Here is a 16924-nt window from a genome sequence, read left to right as displayed (position 1 = left end):
TCTATCGAACAGAGTTTCGAAAGTGTGGGTCGGAACTCGATCTGTGGAGAACTCCTCCTGCGGCGGATGCGGGAGACTTGAGGGCATGATCATCCTCGCCGCCACGCCCATCGGCAACCTGGGCGACGCCTCGCCCCGCCTGCGCACCGCGCTCGCCGAGGCTCGGGTCGTGGCGTCGGAGGACACCAGGGTCACCCAGCGACTGCTCGCGGCGCTCGGCATCGAGAACCGGCCCCGGCTCATCGCCCTGCACGAGCACAACGAGCGCCAGAAGGCCGCCGAGCTCGTCGAGCTCGCGCGAGACGAGGACCTGCTCGTGCTGAGCGACGCGGGGATGCCGACCGTCTCCGACCCCGGCTTCCCGCTCGTCGCCGCGGCCGCCGCCGCGGGCGTGCTGGTCACCGCCATCCCCGGTCCGAGCGCCGTGGTGACCGCGCTCGCGCTCTCCGGCCTGCCGACCGACCGCTTCGCGTTCGAGGGATTCCTGCCGCGCAAGGCGGGGGAGCGCGCCCGCCGCCTCGGCGAGCTCGCCGGCGACCGGCGCACGCTCGTCTTCTTCGAGGGGCCGAGCCGGCTCGCCGCGAGCCTCGCCGCGCTCGCCGAGGCGTTCGGGGCGGAGCGTCCCGCCGCGGTCTGCCGCGAGCTGACGAAGCTCCACGAGGAAGTGCGCCGCGGCCCGCTCGCCGAGCTCGCCGAGTGGGCCGCCGCCGGCGTGCGCGGCGAGATCTGCATCGTCGTCGGCGGCGCCCCCGAGCCGGGTCCCGCGGACGCCGGCGACGCCGTCGCCCGGGTGCTGCAGCTCACCGCGGGCGGCGCGCGGCTGAAGGACGCCGCGGCGGACGTCGCCGCCGCGACGGGCCTCGGCAAGCGGGAGCTCTACGAGGCGGCGCTCCGCGAGCGCGCACCCAAGCATCCCTGATCGATTCCTGCAAGGGCCAGCCGAATCGGCCGGAACGCGCGACAATTGAGATGAGCCCGGCCGCGCCGCGGCAGCGGTCCCAACGCGCTCGGGCGTGGAGGTGCGACATGTCGAACGCAGTGCGATTCACCGCCTACGGCGGGCCGGAGGTGCTCGAGATCGTCGAGGTCGAAGCCCCCCTGCCGAAGCCGGGCGACGTGCTCGTCGAGGTCTACGCGACCGGGCTGAATCCGGCGGAGAGCGCCCTGCGGCGCGGCGAGGCCAGAGCCGGCCGCCCGGCGGAGCTGCCCGCGAGACAGGGGCGCGATCTCGCCGGCGTGGTGATCGCGACCGGGCCCGGCGTCGAGCGGTTCAGCCGCGGCGACGAGGTGATGGGCTGGGGCGAGGGCACGCAGGCGAGCCACGTCGTCGTCCCGGAGACGCAGCTGATGCCCAAGCCGGCGGGGATCCCGTGGGAGGTCGCCGGTTCGCTCGCCACGGCGGGCACGATGGCCTGGAACGCCGTCGAAGGGCTCGCCCTCGGTCCGAACGACACCGTCGTGATCACCGCGGCGGCCGGCGGGGTCGGCTGCCTCGCGGCGCAGTTCGCGAGGCTCCACGGCGCCGCCGTCATCGGCACGAGTGCGGAGGCGCGCTTCGACTTCCTGCGCCAGTTCGGCATCCAGCCGCTCGGCTACGGACCGGGGCTCGCCGCCCGCGTGCGGGTGACGACCTCCGCGCCGATCACGGCGTTCCTCGACTTCCTCGGCGGCGAGGCCGAGGAGGCGGTCGAACTCGGCGTGCCCGCGGGTCGGGTGCTCACCGTGCTCGACGAGGAGGCGATCGACGAGCACGGCGTCGCCCGGGTCGAGCCGGGCGACCTCGTCGCGCTCGGCCGGGTGTCCGCCGCGGTCGCCGCGAAGCAGGTGCGCCTGCCGATCGCCGACGTCTTCGCGATGGACGACGTCGCCGCCGCCTACCGGGCGCTCGATCGACGGGATGCCGCGGGCAAGATCGTGCTCGGCCTGCGCACCGTGGAGTACCCCGGCCAGCGGGTCAAGGAGCCCGCCATCAAGGAGCAGGACGTCACGCTCGGCGTGCCGACGCCGCACGAGCGGCTCGAGGCCGTCGAGGCGGTGCCCGCGGCGATCGGCGACGGCAGCGTGCGGCGCCGCCATCGCGAGGCGCGACAGCAGGCGGATGCCGACGCGACTCCCGCGGATGCCGAGACGGATCGTCCGGACCGGGTGGAGGAGGAGCCGCTGCCGTAACCCGCGCTCGAGGCATCCGCTGCGCCCGTAGGATTGACGGCATGGCCGACGGCTCCTCGTTCTACATCACCACGCCCATCTTCTACGTCAACGACGTGCCCCACATCGGGCACGCCTACACGGAGGTGGCGGCGGACGTGGCTGCGCGCTGGCACCGCCAGGCCGGCGAGGACACCTGGTCGCTGACCGGCACCGACGAGCACGGCCAGAAGATCCTCCGCACCGCGACGGCCAACGGGGTCACCCCGAAGCAGTGGGCCGACAAGCTCGTCGCCGAGGCGTGGAAGCCGCTGCTCGAGACCATCGACATCGCGAACGACGACTTCATCCGCACGACCGACGAGCGGCACGAGCGCAACGTGCAGCGCTTCCTGCAGAAGCTCTACGACGAGGGCCACATCTACACGGGCGAGTACGAGGGCTACTACTGCGTCGGCTGCGAGGAGTACAAGCAGCAGTCCGAGCTCGTCGACGGCACCGGCGAGTACGCGGGCCAGCCCGTCTGCGCCATCCACTCGAAGCCGGTCGAGCTGCTGCACGAGAAGAACTACTTCTTCCGCATGTCGGCCTTCGCCGACCGGCTGCTCGCGCTCTACGAGGAGCGCCCCGACTTCGTGCAGCCCGAGTCGGCCCGCAACGAGGTCGTGAGCTTCGTGCGCCAGGGCCTCGCCGACCTCTCCATCTCGCGCTCGACGTTCGACTGGGGCGTGAAGGTCCCGTGGGACGAGACGCACGTCGTCTACGTCTGGTTCGACGCCCTGCTGAACTACATCACCGCCGTCGGCTACGGCGACGACGAGGCCGAGTTCGCCCGTCGCTGGCCCGCCCAGCACATCGTCGGCAAGGACATCCTGCGCTTCCACGCGGTGATCTGGCCCGCGATGCTGATGGCCGCGGGCCTCGACGTGCCCCGCGGCGTCTTCGGGCACGGCTGGCTGCTCGTCGGCGGCGAGAAGATGTCGAAGTCGAAGCTCACCGGCATCGCGCCCGAGCAGATCACCGACGTCTTCGGCTCCGACGCGTTCCGGTTCTACTTCATGTCCGCGATCTCCTTCGGCCAGGACGGCTCGTTCTCCTGGGAGGACCTGGCCGCCAGGTACCAGGCCGAGCTCGCGAACGGCTTCGGCAACCTCGCCTCCCGCGTGATCGCGATGATCACCCGGTACTGCGACGGCGCCGTGCCGACCGCGGGCGTGCTGAGCCCGGCCGACGCCGAGATCGCCACGATCGCCCGCCGCGCCACCGAGCGCTCGTGGGACGCCATCGGGCGCCTCGCGATCCACGAGGCGATCACCGAGGTCTGGCAGCTCGTCGACGCCCTGAACGGGTACCTCACGAACGAGGAGCCCTGGGCGCTCGCGAAGGACCCCGAGCAGCGCGACCGGCTCGAGGCCGTGCTCGCCACCGCGTACCGGGGGCTCGGCACGCTCGCCGTGCTGCTCTCGCCTGTCGTGCCGAAGGCGAGCGCGAAGCTCTGGACGGCGCTCGGCGCCCCCGGCGAGGTCGCCGCCCAGCGCATCGACCGCGCCGACGAGGCCGAGCTCGGCGAGCGCGTGCAGCCGCTCGAAGCGCTGTTCCCGCGCGTCGAGGTCGCGGAGTAGGCGCGGGCGTGAGCGAGCACCTGCGGCGGAGGTCGGACGGCGGCCGCGCGGCCGAGTACCCGCCGGCCCCCGAGCCGCTGCCGGTGCCCGTCTACGACAACCACACCCATCTCGAGATCGCGGACGGGGCGCTGCCGCTGTCGCCGGCCGAGCATCTCGAGCGGGCCGCGGCGGTCGGCATCGCGGGCGCCGTGCAGGTCGGCACGGATGTCGCGACGAGCCGCTGGTCGGCCGAGATCGCCGCGCGCGAGCCGCGCCTGCTCGCCGCCGTCGCGCTGCACCCGAACGAGGCGCCGGAGCTCGACGCCGCGGGCGAGCTCGACGCCGCGATCGCGATCATCGACGAGCTCGCGGCCCAGCCGCGGGTGCGTGCGATCGGCGAGACCGGGCTCGACTACTTCCGCACCGGCGAGGAGGGGCGCGATGCCCAGCACCGCGCCTTCGAGGCCCACCTCGACATCGCGAAACGCCACGGCATCGCGCTGCAGATCCACGACCGCGACGCGCACGACGACGTGGTCGGGACGCTGCGCCGGGTCGGCGCGCCGGAGCGCACCGTGTTCCACTGCTTCTCGGGCGGCGAGGAGCTCGCCCGCACCGCGGCCGACGCCGGCTGGTACTGCTCCTTCGCGGGCAACGTCACGTTCAAGAACGCCGAGAACCTGCGCGAGGCGCTCCGCGTGCTACCGCGGGAGCTGCTCCTCGTCGAGACGGATGCCCCGTACCTGACCCCGGTGCCGCTGCGCGGCCGGCCGAACGCCCCGTACCTCGTGCCGCTCACGGTGCGGTTCATGGCCGAACTGCTCGAGGTGCCGCTCGACGGGCTCTGCGCCCAGCTCGCGGAGAACACCGAGCGCGTCTACGGCTCGTGGCAGGAGGGCCTCGCATGACCGCACCGCGCCAGGGGCTCCTCGGCCCCGCCGAGATCCGCGACCTCGCCGAACTGCTCGGCGTGACCCCGACGAAGAAGCTCGGCCAGAACTTCGTGCACGACGGCAACACCGTGCGGCGCATCGTGCAGCTCGCCGGCGTGCAGCCGGGCGAGACGGTGCTCGAGATCGGCCCGGGCCTCGGCTCGCTCACGCTCGGCCTCACCGAGGCTGGGGCCGACGTCATCGCCGTCGAGATCGACGGCCGGCTCGCCGAGCAGCTCCCGAAGACGGCCGAGCTGCTGCAGCCCGGCGCCGCGCTCCGGGTCGTGCACCAGGACGCGCTGCGGGTCACCGAGCTGCCGGGCGACCCCGTGCGGCTCGTCGCGAACCTGCCGTACAACGTCTCGGTGCCGGTGCTGCTGCACCTGCTCGAGCACTTCCCCTCGCTCCGCGCCGGCATCGTCATGGTGCAGGCCGAGGTCGGGCACCGGCTCGCCGCCGGCCCCGGCTCGAAGGTCTACGGCGCGCCGAGCGTCAAGGCCGCCTGGTACGGCGACTGGCGCATCGCCGGGCAGGTCTCGCGGCAGGTGTTCTGGCCGGTGCCGAACGTCGACTCCGTGCTCGTCGGCTTCGAGCGCGATGCGGAGCCGGGCACCGAGGCCGAACGCCGGGCGACCTTCGAGCTCGTCGACGCCGCGTTCCAGCAGCGCCGCAAGATGCTGCGGCAGGCGCTCTCCGGCGTGCTCGGCGGCAGCGCCGCCGAGGCATCCGCGGTGCTCGAGCGCGCCGGGGTCGACCCGCAGTCGCGCGGCGAGCAGCTCGGCATGCCGGAGTTCCTCGCGATCGCGCGGGCGCGCGGCACGGCGGGTGACGCCGCGGGCGGAGCCGAGCTCGGCTAGCGTGGACGCATGACGATCGCCGCAGCCCAGCCGTCGGTGCACGTGCGGGCGCCCGGCAAGATCAACCTCTTCATGCGCGTCGCCGAACCGGGAGACGATGGCTACCACGACGTCGCCACGACCTACCAGGCGGTCTCGCTCTACGAGGACGTCGTCGCGACGCCCGCCGCGGGGTTCGAGGTCTCCTTCTCGGGCAGCGTCGACGTGTCCGGGCTGCCCGTGGACGACTCGAACCTCGCGATCCGCGCCGCCCGCCTCCTCGCGGAGGAGGCCGGCGTCACCGAGGGCGTGCACCTCGCGATCGACAAGCACGTGCCGATCGCGGGCGGCATGGGCGGGGGGTCGGCGGATGCCGCTGCCGCCCTCGTCGCCTGCGACGCCCTCTGGGGCACCGGGCTCACCAAAGACGAGCTGCACGGCCTCGCCGCGCAGCTCGGCGCCGACGTGCCCTTCGCGCTCGCCGGCGGCACCGCGATCGGCACCGGTCGCGGCGACCGGTTGAGCCCCGTGCTCGCGACGGGCTCCTTCCACTGGGTGCTCGTCTTCGCCGAGTTCGGCCTCTCGACCCCCGCGGTGTACGGCGAGCTCGACCGGCTGCGGGGCGAGGGGCAGGTGCCGCCCGACGCCCTCGCGCCGGCCGGGGCGCCCACCGTCGATCCCGCGGTGCTGCAGGCGCTGCGCGCGGGGGATCCGGCGCTCCTCGCCGGCGCGCTGCACAACGACCTCGCCGCCGCGGCGATCGGGCTCGCGCCCGAGCTCGACGAGGTGCTGCGCCTGGGGGCCTCGGCCGGCGCCCTCGCCGGGCTCGTCTCGGGCTCCGGGCCCACGCTCGCCTTCCTCGCCGAGGGCGGGGACGAGGCGATCTCGCTCGCCGTCACCCTGTCGTCGGCGGGGCACACGGCCGCGCACGTGCACGGACCCGTGCACGGCGCCCGCGTCGTGCGCTGAGCAGGCGGTACCCGGGGCACGGGCGGCGGGGGCCGACTGGGCCCGCGCTGCCGGCGCACGGCTCGCGCACGGCGAGAGCAACTAGGCTCGACGGGACATGGCACACCTCCTCGGCGCCGAGCGCCTGCATCTCGAGTTCCCGACGCGCACGGTCTTCGACGAGGTCACCCTCGGCCTCGACGAGGGCGACCGGATCGGCATCGTCGGCCGCAACGGCGACGGCAAGTCGACCCTGCTGAAGCTCCTCGCCGGCCGGCTCGAACCGGATGCCGGGCGGGTCACGGTGCGCCGCGGCATCCGCATCGGCATGCTCGACCAGACCGACACGGTCGACCCGGACACAACGGTCGCCGAGGCCGTCGTCGGCGGCATCGACGAGCACGTCTGGGCGGGCGACCCGAAGGTGCGCGACGTCATCGCCGGGCTCCTCGGCGACGTGCCCTGGGACGGCCGCGTCGGCGACCTCTCCGGCGGCCAGCGCCGCCGCGTCGGGCTCGCGGCCCTGCTCGTCGGGGACTGGGACGTGCTCTTCCTCGACGAGCCCACGAACCACCTCGACGTCGAGGGCATCGCCTGGCTCGCCCGGCACCTGCAGGAGCGCTGGAACCGCAGCGACGGCGCGCTCGTCGTCGTCACGCACGACCGGTGGTTCCTCGACGAGGTCTGCACCGGCACCTGGGAGGTGCACGACGGCATCGTCGAGCCCTTCGAGGGCGGGTACGCCGCGTACGTGCTGCAGCGCGTCGAGCGCGACCGGATGGCGGCCGCGAGCGAGGCGAAGCGGCAGAATTTGATGCGCAAGGAGCTCGCCTGGCTGCGCCGGGGCGCGCCCGCGCGCACCTCGAAGCCGAAGTTCCGCATCGACGCCGCCAACCAGCTCATCGAGGACGTGCCGCCCGTGCGCGACCGGGTCGAGCTCAGCCGGCTCGCCGTCGCCCGGCTCGGCAAGGACGTCGTCGACCTCCTCGACGCCGGCGTCGACTATCCGGCGCCCGGCGGCGGCACCCGCACCGTGCTGCGCGACGTCGAGTGGCGCATCGCGCCGGGGGAGCGCACCGGCATCCTGGGTGTGAACGGCGCCGGCAAGTCGACCCTCCTCGGCCTCGTCACCGGGGCCGTCACGCCCACCCACGGCCGGGTGAAGCGCGGCACCACCGTGCGCATCGCGACCCTCAGCCAGGAGCTCGCCGAGCTGGCCGAGTGGGCCGACGAACGCGTCAGCGCCGTCGTCGCCGCGCAGCGCGCGAGCTACACGATCGGCAGCGGTTCGAAGGCCGTGGAGCTCACGCCCGGACAGCTCCTGGAGCGCCTCGGCTTCACGAACCAGCAGCTCTCGACGCCCGTGCGCGACCTCTCCGGCGGGCAGAAGCGGCGGCTGCAGCTGCTGCTCATCCTGCTGACCGAGCCCAACGTGCTCATCCTCGACGAGCCGACCAACGACCTGGACACCGACATGCTCGCCGCGATCGAGGACCTGCTCGACTCCTGGCCCGGCACCCTCCTCGTCGTCAGCCACGACCGCTACCTGCTCGAGCGGGTCACCGATCAGCAGTTCGCCATCGTCGACGCGAAGCTGCGGCACCTGCCGGGCGGGGTCGACCAGTACCTGGAGCTCCGCGCGCAGCAGCAGCGCGGCGGTGGCGCGGGTGGCGGTGCGGCGAGCGGGGCGGCGCGGGTCGCGGCGAGCGGGGCGGATGCCTCGGTCGGCGCAGCCTCGGCCGCCGCTCCTGCGCTGTCGGGCGCCGAGCGGCGCACGGCCGAGAAGGAGCTCTCGTCCGTCGAGCGGCGGATCGAGAAGCTGCAGCAGCAGATCGCCGCGGCCCGCGACGGCTTCGCCGAGCTCGACCAGAGCGACTACGAGCGGCTGAACGCCGAGATGGCGAAGGTGACCGCCGCCGAGGACGAGGTCGCCGAGCTCGAGGAGCGCTGGTTCGCGCTCACCGAGCAGCTCGGCTGAGCGGGCGGCGGCGCCCGGCGGCGCGGTGCTCGGCGGCGCGGTGCTCGGCCTCCCCGTTCAGGCGGATGCCTCGCGCGCGGCGCGCTCGGTGAACCAGTCGAGCGCGTGCCGGCCGGAGGAGAGACCGTAGTCGAGCGTGGCGCGCTGGTAGGCGAGCACCTCGCGGAACTCCTCGGGCACCTCGAGGCCGGCGAGCTGCCGCTCGACGGCCTCGAGCTCGGCGACGTTCGCCGCCGCCCGCTCGCGGATGCGGTCGAGCACGCCTGCCCGTTCCGCGGGGTCGAGCAGGCCGAGGAAGAACAGTCGGGAGAGCGCCGCCGTCTCGAGGTCGGGCCCCTCGATGGGTCCGTCGATCCACTGCCGGAACGCCGCGCGGCCGGGCTCGGTCGTGCGGTACACCTTGCGACCCCGGCCGCCGGGCTCCACGCTCTCGACCTCGATGAGCCCGCTCGCGAGCAGCCCGTCGAGCGCCCGCTTGATGCTGCCGGAACTCGCGCTGTAGACCAGCCCGACGCCCGCCTCGAAGCTCTTCACGAGGTCGTAGAGGCTCTGCGGGGCGAGCATGAGCAGCCCCAGGATCACGTGTGCCACGAGCCGAGCCTAGCTGCTTGACGCTCGTAGACATGTCTACTAGACATGTCTACGAGAGTGATTGGACCCAGTAATGAGCTTCGCCACCGCCGCGGCCGCGGCATCCGTCCCGCACGAGCTCGACCGCGAGCTCACCGCCTTCGTCAAGCGGCTCGCCGCCCGCCGCCTGCACCACGTGAGTCTCGCCATCGCCGACGAGCGCGGGCGGAGCTGGTCGGGCGCCGCCGGGCCCGGCGCGAGCATCGACGCCCCGTTCTTCATCGCCTCCATCACGAAGCGCTTCATCGTGACCCTCGTGCTGCAGGCCCACGAGCGCGGCGAGCTCGACCTCGACACCGCGATCCCGGCGTACCTGCCGGCCGAGGTCACGACGCGGCTGCACGTCTGGAAGGGCGTCGACCGCACGCCGGAGATCACGGTGCGCCACCTCGCGAGTCACACCTCCGGCCTGCCCGACTTCTACGAGCGGCGCAGCGGCGGGACGAGCCTCTACCGGCAGCTCCGCGCCGGCCACGACCTGGATTGGACCTTCGAGGACGCGATCGCGATCGCGCGCGACGAGCAGCGCCCGCACTTCCCGCCGCAGGACCTCGCCGCGCCGAGGCAGCGGGCCTCGTACTCCGACACCGGCTTCCTGCTGCTCATCCGCATCCTGGAGCTCGTCACCGGACGGAGCTTCGCGCAGCTCGTCGCCGAGCGCATCGCCGCGCCGCTCGGGCTGGGCCGCACCTGGCACCCCGGCGGCGCCCCCGCCGACCCGGCGACGCCGGCGCCGCTCCCGCTGCACGTGCGGCGGCGGCCCGTGCAGCTCGACGGCGTGTACGCCTCGAGCCACGACCTGTTCAGCACGACGGCCGAGCTCATCGCCTTCGAGCGGGCGCTCGTGGCCGGCGAGCTGTTCGTGGACCCCGCGACGAGCGCGCTCCTGACCGAACGGCGCAACCGGCTGCGGAACGCCCCGAGCCTGCGCTACGGCCTCGGCACGATGAGCTTCGGCGTCAGCCGATTGAACCTGCCCCGCCGCGGTCCGGTCACGCTCGTCGGCCACTCCGGCTCGACCGGCACGTGGCTGTTCAGCTGCCCGGAGCTCGGCGTGGTGCTGGCCGGCACCGTGGACCAGACGCAGGCGCAGGTGCTGCCGTTCCAGATCATGGTGCGCTGCCTGCAGCGCTGGACGCGGTGACCCGCGGCGCTGGACGCGGTGACCCGCGGCGCGGAGCCGAAGCATCCGTCGTCATATATGACGTCACTCGCAGAAGCTGTGACGCCATGTGACCAGGTGGTCAACAGCGCGAAGAACCTTCGCCTACCGTAAGAGGGCACCCGCGTTCGCGGCATCGAAGCCCCCACCGACATCCTCCGTGGCGGAGCCATGCCGGCCCACAGCCCAACGGCCCTCGAACGCGCGCCCACCACGAGAGGACCCACCATGTCACGACGTTCCCGCATCACCTCCGTCATCGCCGCGCTCGCCGCGGTGCCCCTCGTCGCCTCGCTCGCGGCCTGCGCCGCCACCGGCGCGGCCGACGACGGCGGCGAGACCGTGAAGATCGGCGTCGTCGGCAAGTCCGACCCGCAGTGGGCGCCGTTCGTCGAGGCCGCCGCCGAGGAGGGCATCACGGTCGAGCTCGTCGACTTCGGCGACTACAACCAGCCGAACCCCGCGCTCACCGAGGGCGAGCTCGACCTCAACCAGTTCCAGCACATCGTCTACCTCGCGGACTACAACGTGAACGCCGACGCCGACCTCACCCCGATCGGCTCGACGCAGATCTACCCGCTCGGCCTGTACTCCACGAAGTACGACGACGTGAAGTCGATCCCGGCCGGCGAGACCGTCGCCGTGCCCGACGACCCCTCGAACCTCGCCCGTTCCCTGCTCGTGCTGCAGTCGGCCGGGCTCGTCGAGCTGAAGGGCGGCGGCTCGATCTTCTCGACCATCGCCGACATCGACGAGGCGAAGTCGAAGGTCAAGGTCACGCCGCTCGAGGCCGCCATCACGGCGACCTCGCTGCCCGACGTCGCCGCCGCGATCATCAACAACGACTTCGTCGAGGACGCCGGGCTCACCTTCGCCGACGCGATCGCGCAGGACGACCCGAGCGACCCCAACGCGCTGCCCTACGTGAACATCTTCGCCGCGCGCGCCGAGGACAAGGACAACACGACCTACGCGAAGCTCGTCGAGCTCTTCCAGACGAACGAGAAGGTCCAGGCCGGCCTCGACGAGGCATCCGGCGGCACCGGCGTCTCGCTGCAGGTCCCGGTCGCGGAGCTCGAGCAGTCGCTCGCCGACGTCGAGGCCGACACGGCCGCCCAGAAGGGCTGACCGACGCCCCACCAATCGGCTCCCGGGCGGCGCGCACCGCGTCGCCCGGGAGCCGTCGGCGCGTTCCGCGCCGCACCCGAGGAGGAACCCGCATGGCCATCGTGAGCCTCGCGAACGTCAGCAAGTCGTACCCGTCGCCCGAACGGGGCGCTCCGCGCATCGTCGCCGTCGACGACGTCAGTCTCGAGATCGAGGCCGGCGAGGTCACCGGCATCATCGGCTACTCCGGCGCGGGCAAGTCCACGCTCGTGCGGCTGATCAACGCGCTCGAGCCCGCGACCGACGGCACCGTCACGATCGACGGCCGCGCCATCACCGGGCTGCCGGAGCGGGAGCTGCGCGCCGTGCGGCTCGGCATCGGCATGATCTTCCAGCAGTTCAACCTCTTCGAGGCGAAGACGGTGGCGCAGAACGTCGCGTATCCGCTCAAGGTGGCCGGCTGGGGCAAGGCCGAGATCACGGCGCGCGTGCAGGAGCTGCTCGACTTCGTCGGGCTCGCCGACAAGGCCCGCGCCTACCCGGATCAGCTCTCCGGCGGGCAGAAGCAGCGCGTCGGCATCGCCCGGGCGCTCGCCACCCGCCCGCGGATCCTGCTCGCCGACGAGGCGACGAGCGCGCTCGACCCCGAGACGACGCAGGAGGTGCTCGCGCTGCTGAAGCGAGTGAACGAGGAGTACGGCGTCACCATGGTCGTGATCACGCACGAGATGGACGTCATCCAATCGATCGCGACGAAGGTCGCCGTGATGGACGGCGGCCGGGTCATCGAGCAGGGTGACGTCTTCGACGTCTTCTCCGATCCGCAGCACGCCTCCTCCCGCAAGTTCGTCTCGACCGTCGTGCAGGGCGTGCCCTCGCCGGCGGAGCTCGCGGTGCTGCGCGAGCGCCACGCGGGCCGGATCGCGACGTTCTCGTTCCGCGACGGGGATGCCGCGCAGGCCCGCGTCTTCGTCGAGCTCGCACAGGCCGGGCTCGAGTTCGAGCTCGTGTACGGCGGAATCAACGACATCCGCGGTCGCGCCTTCGGCCACCTCACGCTCGCGATCCGCGGCGAGGAGGCCGCGATCGACCGGGCGCTCGCCCGCATCGGCGAGCTCGTGGCGGTCACCGAGCCGCCGATCGGGGACGGCGCGGTCGGCGACGGTGCGGTCGGGGGCGGCGCGGTCGGGGACGGCGCGGTCGGCGACGGTGCGCAGGACGGGGAGGCCCGCTGATGGACAAGCTCATCGACCTCGGACCCGAGTTCTGGACCGCCGCCGGAGAGACGCTCTACATGGTGTTCTTCACCATGCTGTTCGGCGGGCTCGCCGGCCTCGTGCTCGGCATCGGCCTGTACGTCACGCGCACGGGCGGGCTGCTGCCGAACGTCGTCGTGAACAACGTGCTGAACGTGCTGATCAACTTCTTCCGGCCGATCCCGTTCATCATCTTCATCGCCGCGGTGCAGCCGCTCACCCGCGCCGTCATCGGCATCGGCATCGGCACGAACGCCGCGGTGTTCGCCCTCTCGCTCGCGGCCTCCTTCGCCATCGGGCGCATCGTCGAGCAGAACCTGCTCACCGTGAAGCCGGGCGTGATCGAGGCGGCTCGCTCGATGGGCGCCGGCCCGTGGCGCATCCTCACCACGGTCGTGATCGGCGAGGCGCTCGGGCCGCTGATCCTCGGCTACACCTTCATCATCGTCGCGGTGATCGACATGTCGGCGATGGCCGGATTCCTCGGCGGCGGCGGCCTCGGCTACTTCGCGCAGCTCTACGGCTACCGGCAGTTCGAGCCGATCGTCACCTGGGCGGCGGTGCTGCTCATCATCGTGTTCGTGCAGATCGTGCAGTACCTCGGCAACTGGCTGGCCCGCAAGGTGCTGCGCCGCTAGCTGTGCTTGGTCGGCTGGCCGAACGCAGCGCCGCCCGCGCCGGGTCGGCGCGGGCGGCGAGGCGATCAGTGCGCGGCGGCGACCGTCGAGAGCTCGATCGGCGCGGCGGGCAGCTTCACGCTCTCGACGACCTCACCGGCGTCGAGGTCGACGAGGTGGACGGTCGAGGCGGCCGGATCGGTCACGTAGGCGCGGTGCCCGTCGACCCGGAGCGCGGGCCGGGCCTGCTGCCAGTCGAGCGGCTCGGTCCACTCGTGGAGCACGGGGATCGTCGCGGTCACCGCGCCGGCGGCCGGGTCGATGACGTGGATCGCGCCGTCGGTGCCGAGCACGAGCGCCTCGCCGTGCGGGCCGCGGGCGAGTGAGCGGAAGGTGTAGCTCGTGCCGAGCTCGACGAGCCGCAGTGCGCCCGCCTCGGTGTCGACGAGGCTCACCCGGGTCGGCCGTTCGAGTTCCGCCTCGGCATCCGCCTTGTAGTCGCCGAGCACGACGGCCGACTCCGGCGAGCCGGCCTGCGTGCCGATGCGGCCGTAGGTGTCGGGCGAGGCGACCTTCGTGAAGGCGCCGTCTCGGAAGACGAGCGCGCCGTCCTGGCAGCCGACGACGATCGCCCCGCCCGCAGCCACGGTCTCGCCGTGCACGCCGGGGCAGCGTTCGTCGCGGGCGAGCTCGGCACCCGAGGCGTCGACGACGGCGACGCCCGTGCGCGTCTCCTCGGTGCCGAGCGTCGCAAGGACCGCACCGCCCGGCAGCGCGACGGCGACGCCGTGGTGCGCCGCCGCGCTCTCGTGCGTGCGGAGTTCCAGCGTCTCCAGCCCGCCTGCGGCGACCGCGTCGGCGAGCCCGGATGCCTCGAAGAGCTGCACCTCGCCGGTGCCGTCGGCGAAGAGGGCGGTGACGCCGTCGTTCGTGGTGACGTGCCCCGGGTGGTCGGCCTCGAAGACGAGCTCGGTGAGCTGCGGGGTCTCACCGTAGTAGTGCGCGTGGTCGCCGTGCTGCTCCGCCTCGAGGCCGGTGTCGAGCACGCGGAAGCCGGCGTCCGTGGAGACGAGCACGTGCCGGCCGTCGCCCGCGGGGTTCACCCGGAGGAAGCCGGGCAGTTCGAGCTCGGCGGCGACCTCGAGGGTGTCGCCCTCGAGCACGAGCAGGCCGCCGTCGTAGCTCGCGACGAGGCGCGGGGCGGCGAGCTCGCGGGCGGCGGGCTCGGTCTCGGTCTCGGGCTGGGCGGCCGGCGCCTGGCCGCCGGGGGAGGCGCAGGCAGTGAGGGCGAGGAGCAGGACGGGCGCGGCGGCGGCGCCGGCCAGGCGGAGGCCTCGACGACGAGGCGGGGGACTGGTGCGTGTGATCATGGCCGTCACGCTATCGTTAACGATAATCATTCTCAAACACGGAACCACGGGCCATCGAGTTGCCCGACTTTCATCAAAGTCGGGCAACTCGGTGGGGCGCGGGTCAGGCGAGCGGGCCGTGCACCGGCCTGGCGTGTTCCGGGGGCTCGCCGATCTCCTCGACGGTATGGCCGCTGCAGGCGATCGCGGTGACGCTGGCCCGCTCGACGCGCGACACGGCGAACCACCGCATCGCGTCGCGCAGCCGGCACCAGCCCACGAGGTACCATCGGCCGTTCGTGGCGGCGAACAGCACGGGCTCGACGTCACGGGTGGTCGAGACGCCGTCCGCCGCGGTGTAGCGGATGCGGACCACCCGCTGCTCGGCCAGCCCCTCCTCGAGCGCCGAGCTGACGGCGCGCGAGGAGGGCGGGAGCGCATCGACCCAGATGCGGTGGGCGAGCTCCTCGGCTCGCGCGCGGGTCCGCGGGTCGAGGACGTCGAGGATCTTGCGGATGCCGGCGGCCGCCAGGTCGGCGTACGGGGCGTCGGCTGCGGCGGAGGTCGCGGCGAGGAGCGCGACGGCCTGCGCAGGGGAGAGGGTGACGGGCGGCAGCGTGGCGCGTTCGGCGAGCCCGTAGCCGCCGCCCGGGCCGGGGCGGGACCAGACCGGCGCCCCGCTGCGCTCCAGGGCATCGAGGTCGCGCTTGACCGTGCGCACCGACACCTCGAACTCCCGCGCCAGGCGGTCGGCGGAGACGCCGCGGGCACCGCTGCGTCGCAGCATCTCGGACAGGGCGTGCAGGCGTTCGGCGCGCTTCACGATCCGGTCTCAGCGAGATCCGACAGGAATCGAATTCATGTCAGAAATAGTGACACACCGGTGTCCGCGAGGACTGCGAGGGTGGTCGTATGACCACCACTGCGAACCACCCGCCCATCGTCCTCGTCGCCGGGCACTGGCTGGGCGCCTGGGCCTGGGACGACGTCCTGGCCCACTTCGGAGCCGACCGCGCCCGCGCCGCCGCACTGACCCTGCCCGGCCTCGACCGGGCCGACCCCGAGCGCGCGTCGAGGACGCTCGACGAGCAGGCGGCCGCGATCCTGGACGCGATCGCGCAGCACGGCGACCGCCCCGTCGTCCTCGTCGCCCACAGCGGGGCCAACGCGCCCGTGAGTCTCGTGCTCGACCGTCATCCCGAGCTCGTCGCCCGCGTGGTCTGGGTCGACTCCGGCCCCGTGGCCGACGGCAGCGCGTTCGCCCCCGGTCTCCCGGACGAGCTCGACGAGCTGCCCCTGCCGGCGTTCGAGGCGCTCGGCGAGCAGGCGAGCCTCGACGGGCTGAGCGTCGCGGACCTCGACCGATTCCGGGAGCGGGCCGTGCCGCAGCCCGCGCCGGTGCTCCGTCAGCCCGTCGCGCTCCGGAACGAGGCCAGGCACGGCGTCCCCACGACCCTGGTGTGCTGCTCGATCCCGGGTGAGCAGGTGCGGGAGCTGGTGCAGGCGGGGCACCCCATGTTCGCCGAGCTCGCGAAGCTCGACGGCTTCGACGTCGTCGACCTGCCGACCGGGCACTGGCCCATGTGGAGCCGGGCGGCCGAGCTCGCGGAGGTCCTCCTCGCGGAGGCGTCCACGACGACGGTCGACGCCTAAGCGGGCTCCTCGAAGCTCACGATGAGCTTGCGCAGGAGCCCCGCGAGGCGCTTCTGCTCCGCGGGCGGCAGGCTGCCGAGCAGCTCCGCCTCCGCGTCGACGAGGCGGGTGATCGCGGCATCCACCCGGGTGAGCCCGGCCTGGCTCATCTCGACGAGGATGCCTCGGCCGTCGTGCGGGTCGGTCTGCCGGCTGACGAGCCCGCGGGCGACGAGCCGGTCGATGCGGTTCGTCATGGCGCCGCTCGAGACGAGCGTCTGCTGCAGCAACGCCTTCGGCGAGAGGCGGTAGGGCGCACCCGCGCGGCGGAGCGCGGAGAGCACGTCGAACTCCCACGACTCGAGCTCCGAGCGGGCGAAGGCCTGCTTGCGCTCGCGGTCGAGGTGCTTCGACAGCCGGGCGACCCGGGACAGCACCTGCAGCGGCGAGAAGTCGAGGTCCGGGCGCTCCCGCTCCCAGTCGGCGACGATCCGATCCACCTCGTCCGCGTGCGTCATCCGGCCATTATCGCCCGAGCCGCGGTCGCGCTCACGCCGCAGCGCCACTGGCCGTCACGCCGCCGCCCCGCCGGCGACATGCCGCGGCGCGCGCCGTGGCAGACTTGATGGCGCGCCCGGCACGCCGCGGCGCGGTCCGCCATGGTGTAACGGCAGCACGACAGCCTTTGGAGCTGTGAGGCCCAGGTTCGAATCCTGGTGGCGGAG

General features: G+C 73.2%; 16 protein-coding genes and 1 tRNA gene. 13 read left to right on the top strand and 4 right to left on the bottom strand.

Annotated elements, in window-relative coordinates; all coding sequences use genetic code 11:
• Positions 1-85 precede the first annotated feature (85 nt).
• The 7 genes from rsmI to MTP13_RS17950 all read left to right on the top strand — a co-directional run bounded on the left by rsmI (position 86) and on the right by MTP13_RS17950 (position 8446).
• Positions 86-919 (top strand): 16S rRNA (cytidine(1402)-2'-O)-methyltransferase, encoded by an 834-nt coding sequence (gene rsmI, locus MTP13_RS17980; RefSeq protein ID WP_243569004.1) that lies wholly within the window; start codon positions 86-88, stop codon positions 917-919.
• Positions 920-1026: 107 nt separating this feature from the next.
• Entirely contained in the window at positions 1027-2169 is a 1143-nt protein-coding gene (locus tag MTP13_RS17975) for an NADP-dependent oxidoreductase (protein WP_243569003.1), read from the top strand.
• Positions 2170-2210: 41 nt separating this feature from the next.
• Positions 2211-3770, top strand: coding sequence for a methionine--tRNA ligase (metG, locus tag MTP13_RS17970; protein WP_243569002.1), 1560 nt, complete (start codon positions 2211-2213; stop codon positions 3768-3770).
• An 8-nt stretch (positions 3771-3778) separates the two neighbouring features.
• A complete protein-coding gene (locus MTP13_RS17965; RefSeq protein ID WP_243569001.1) occupies positions 3779-4660 on the top strand; it encodes a TatD family hydrolase in 882 nt (293 codons plus the stop codon).
• The gene (rsmA, locus tag MTP13_RS17960; RefSeq protein ID WP_243569000.1) at positions 4657-5541 is read left to right on the top strand and encodes a 16S rRNA (adenine(1518)-N(6)/adenine(1519)-N(6))-dimethyltransferase RsmA; all 885 of its coding nucleotides are present in this window, start codon (positions 4657-4659) and stop codon (positions 5539-5541) included. The genes MTP13_RS17965 and rsmA overlap by 4 nt, the downstream gene beginning before the upstream one ends.
• Before the next feature lie 9 nt (positions 5542-5550).
• Complete coding sequence (locus MTP13_RS17955) at positions 5551-6489, top strand: 4-(cytidine 5'-diphospho)-2-C-methyl-D-erythritol kinase (RefSeq protein ID WP_243568999.1); 939 nt, start codon at positions 5551-5553, stop codon at positions 6487-6489.
• 97 nt (positions 6490-6586) lie between these two features.
• Positions 6587-8446 carry an ABC-F family ATP-binding cassette domain-containing protein gene (locus tag MTP13_RS17950; protein ID WP_243568998.1) on the top strand — a complete coding sequence of 620 codons (1860 nt, stop codon included), beginning with the start codon at positions 6587-6589 and terminating at the stop codon, positions 8444-8446.
• A 57-nt stretch (positions 8447-8503) separates the two neighbouring features.
• Here MTP13_RS17950 and MTP13_RS17945 read toward each other — a convergent pair whose 3' ends face one another.
• Positions 8504-9037: a PadR family transcriptional regulator gene (locus MTP13_RS17945; RefSeq protein ID WP_243568997.1), complete on the bottom strand. Its 534-nt coding sequence runs from the start codon at positions 9035-9037 to the stop codon at positions 8504-8506.
• Positions 9038-9110: 73 nt separating this feature from the next.
• On the opposite strand from MTP13_RS17945, the gene MTP13_RS17940 reads away from it, so the two are divergent.
• From MTP13_RS17940 to MTP13_RS17925, 4 genes are all read left to right on the top strand, one after another.
• Positions 9111-10220: a serine hydrolase domain-containing protein gene (locus MTP13_RS17940; protein WP_243568996.1), complete on the top strand. Its 1110-nt coding sequence runs from the start codon at positions 9111-9113 to the stop codon at positions 10218-10220.
• A gap of 246 nt (positions 10221-10466) precedes the next feature.
• On the top strand, positions 10467-11366 hold the full coding sequence (locus MTP13_RS17935; RefSeq protein ID WP_243568995.1) for a MetQ/NlpA family ABC transporter substrate-binding protein: 900 nt from the start codon (positions 10467-10469) through the stop codon (positions 11364-11366).
• A gap of 92 nt (positions 11367-11458) precedes the next feature.
• Positions 11459-12580, top strand: a complete 1122-nt coding sequence (locus tag MTP13_RS17930) for a methionine ABC transporter ATP-binding protein (RefSeq protein WP_243568994.1) — start codon at positions 11459-11461, stop codon at positions 12578-12580.
• On the top strand, positions 12580-13239 hold the full coding sequence (locus tag MTP13_RS17925) for a methionine ABC transporter permease (protein ID WP_243568993.1): 660 nt from the start codon (positions 12580-12582) through the stop codon (positions 13237-13239). The genes MTP13_RS17930 and MTP13_RS17925 overlap by 1 nt, the downstream gene beginning before the upstream one ends.
• 65 nt (positions 13240-13304) lie before the next feature.
• Here the strand turns inward: MTP13_RS17925 and aztD are convergent, their stop codons facing one another.
• Positions 13305-14588 carry a zinc metallochaperone AztD gene (gene aztD, locus MTP13_RS17920; RefSeq protein WP_243568992.1) on the bottom strand — a complete coding sequence of 428 codons (1284 nt, stop codon included), beginning with the start codon at positions 14586-14588 and terminating at the stop codon, positions 13305-13307.
• Positions 14589-14691: 103 nt separating this feature from the next.
• Positions 14692-15390 (bottom strand): helix-turn-helix transcriptional regulator, encoded by a 699-nt coding sequence (locus MTP13_RS17915; protein WP_243568991.1) that lies wholly within the window; start codon positions 15388-15390, stop codon positions 14692-14694.
• Between the two features lie 89 nt (positions 15391-15479).
• Here MTP13_RS17915 and MTP13_RS17910 point away from each other — a divergent pair, with 89 nt between their 5' ends.
• Positions 15480-16220, top strand: a complete 741-nt coding sequence (locus MTP13_RS17910; protein ID WP_243568990.1) for an alpha/beta fold hydrolase — start codon at positions 15480-15482, stop codon at positions 16218-16220.
• Here MTP13_RS17910 and MTP13_RS17905 read toward each other — a convergent pair.
• A complete protein-coding gene (locus MTP13_RS17905) occupies positions 16217-16717 on the bottom strand; it encodes a MarR family winged helix-turn-helix transcriptional regulator (protein WP_189086583.1) in 501 nt (166 codons plus the stop codon). The genes MTP13_RS17910 and MTP13_RS17905 overlap by 4 nt on opposite strands.
• Positions 16718-16852: 135 nt before the next feature.
• On the opposite strand from MTP13_RS17905, the gene MTP13_RS17900 reads away from it, so the two are divergent.
• Positions 16853-16924 (top strand) — tRNA-Gln (locus MTP13_RS17900).

Source organism: Agromyces soli, from assembly GCF_022811605.1.
Lineage (GTDB): Bacteria > Actinomycetota > Actinomycetes > Actinomycetales > Microbacteriaceae > Agromyces > Agromyces soli.
The sequence above is the reverse complement of the archived record's forward strand: the minus strand, read 5'-3'. Positions and strand labels throughout refer to the sequence as shown.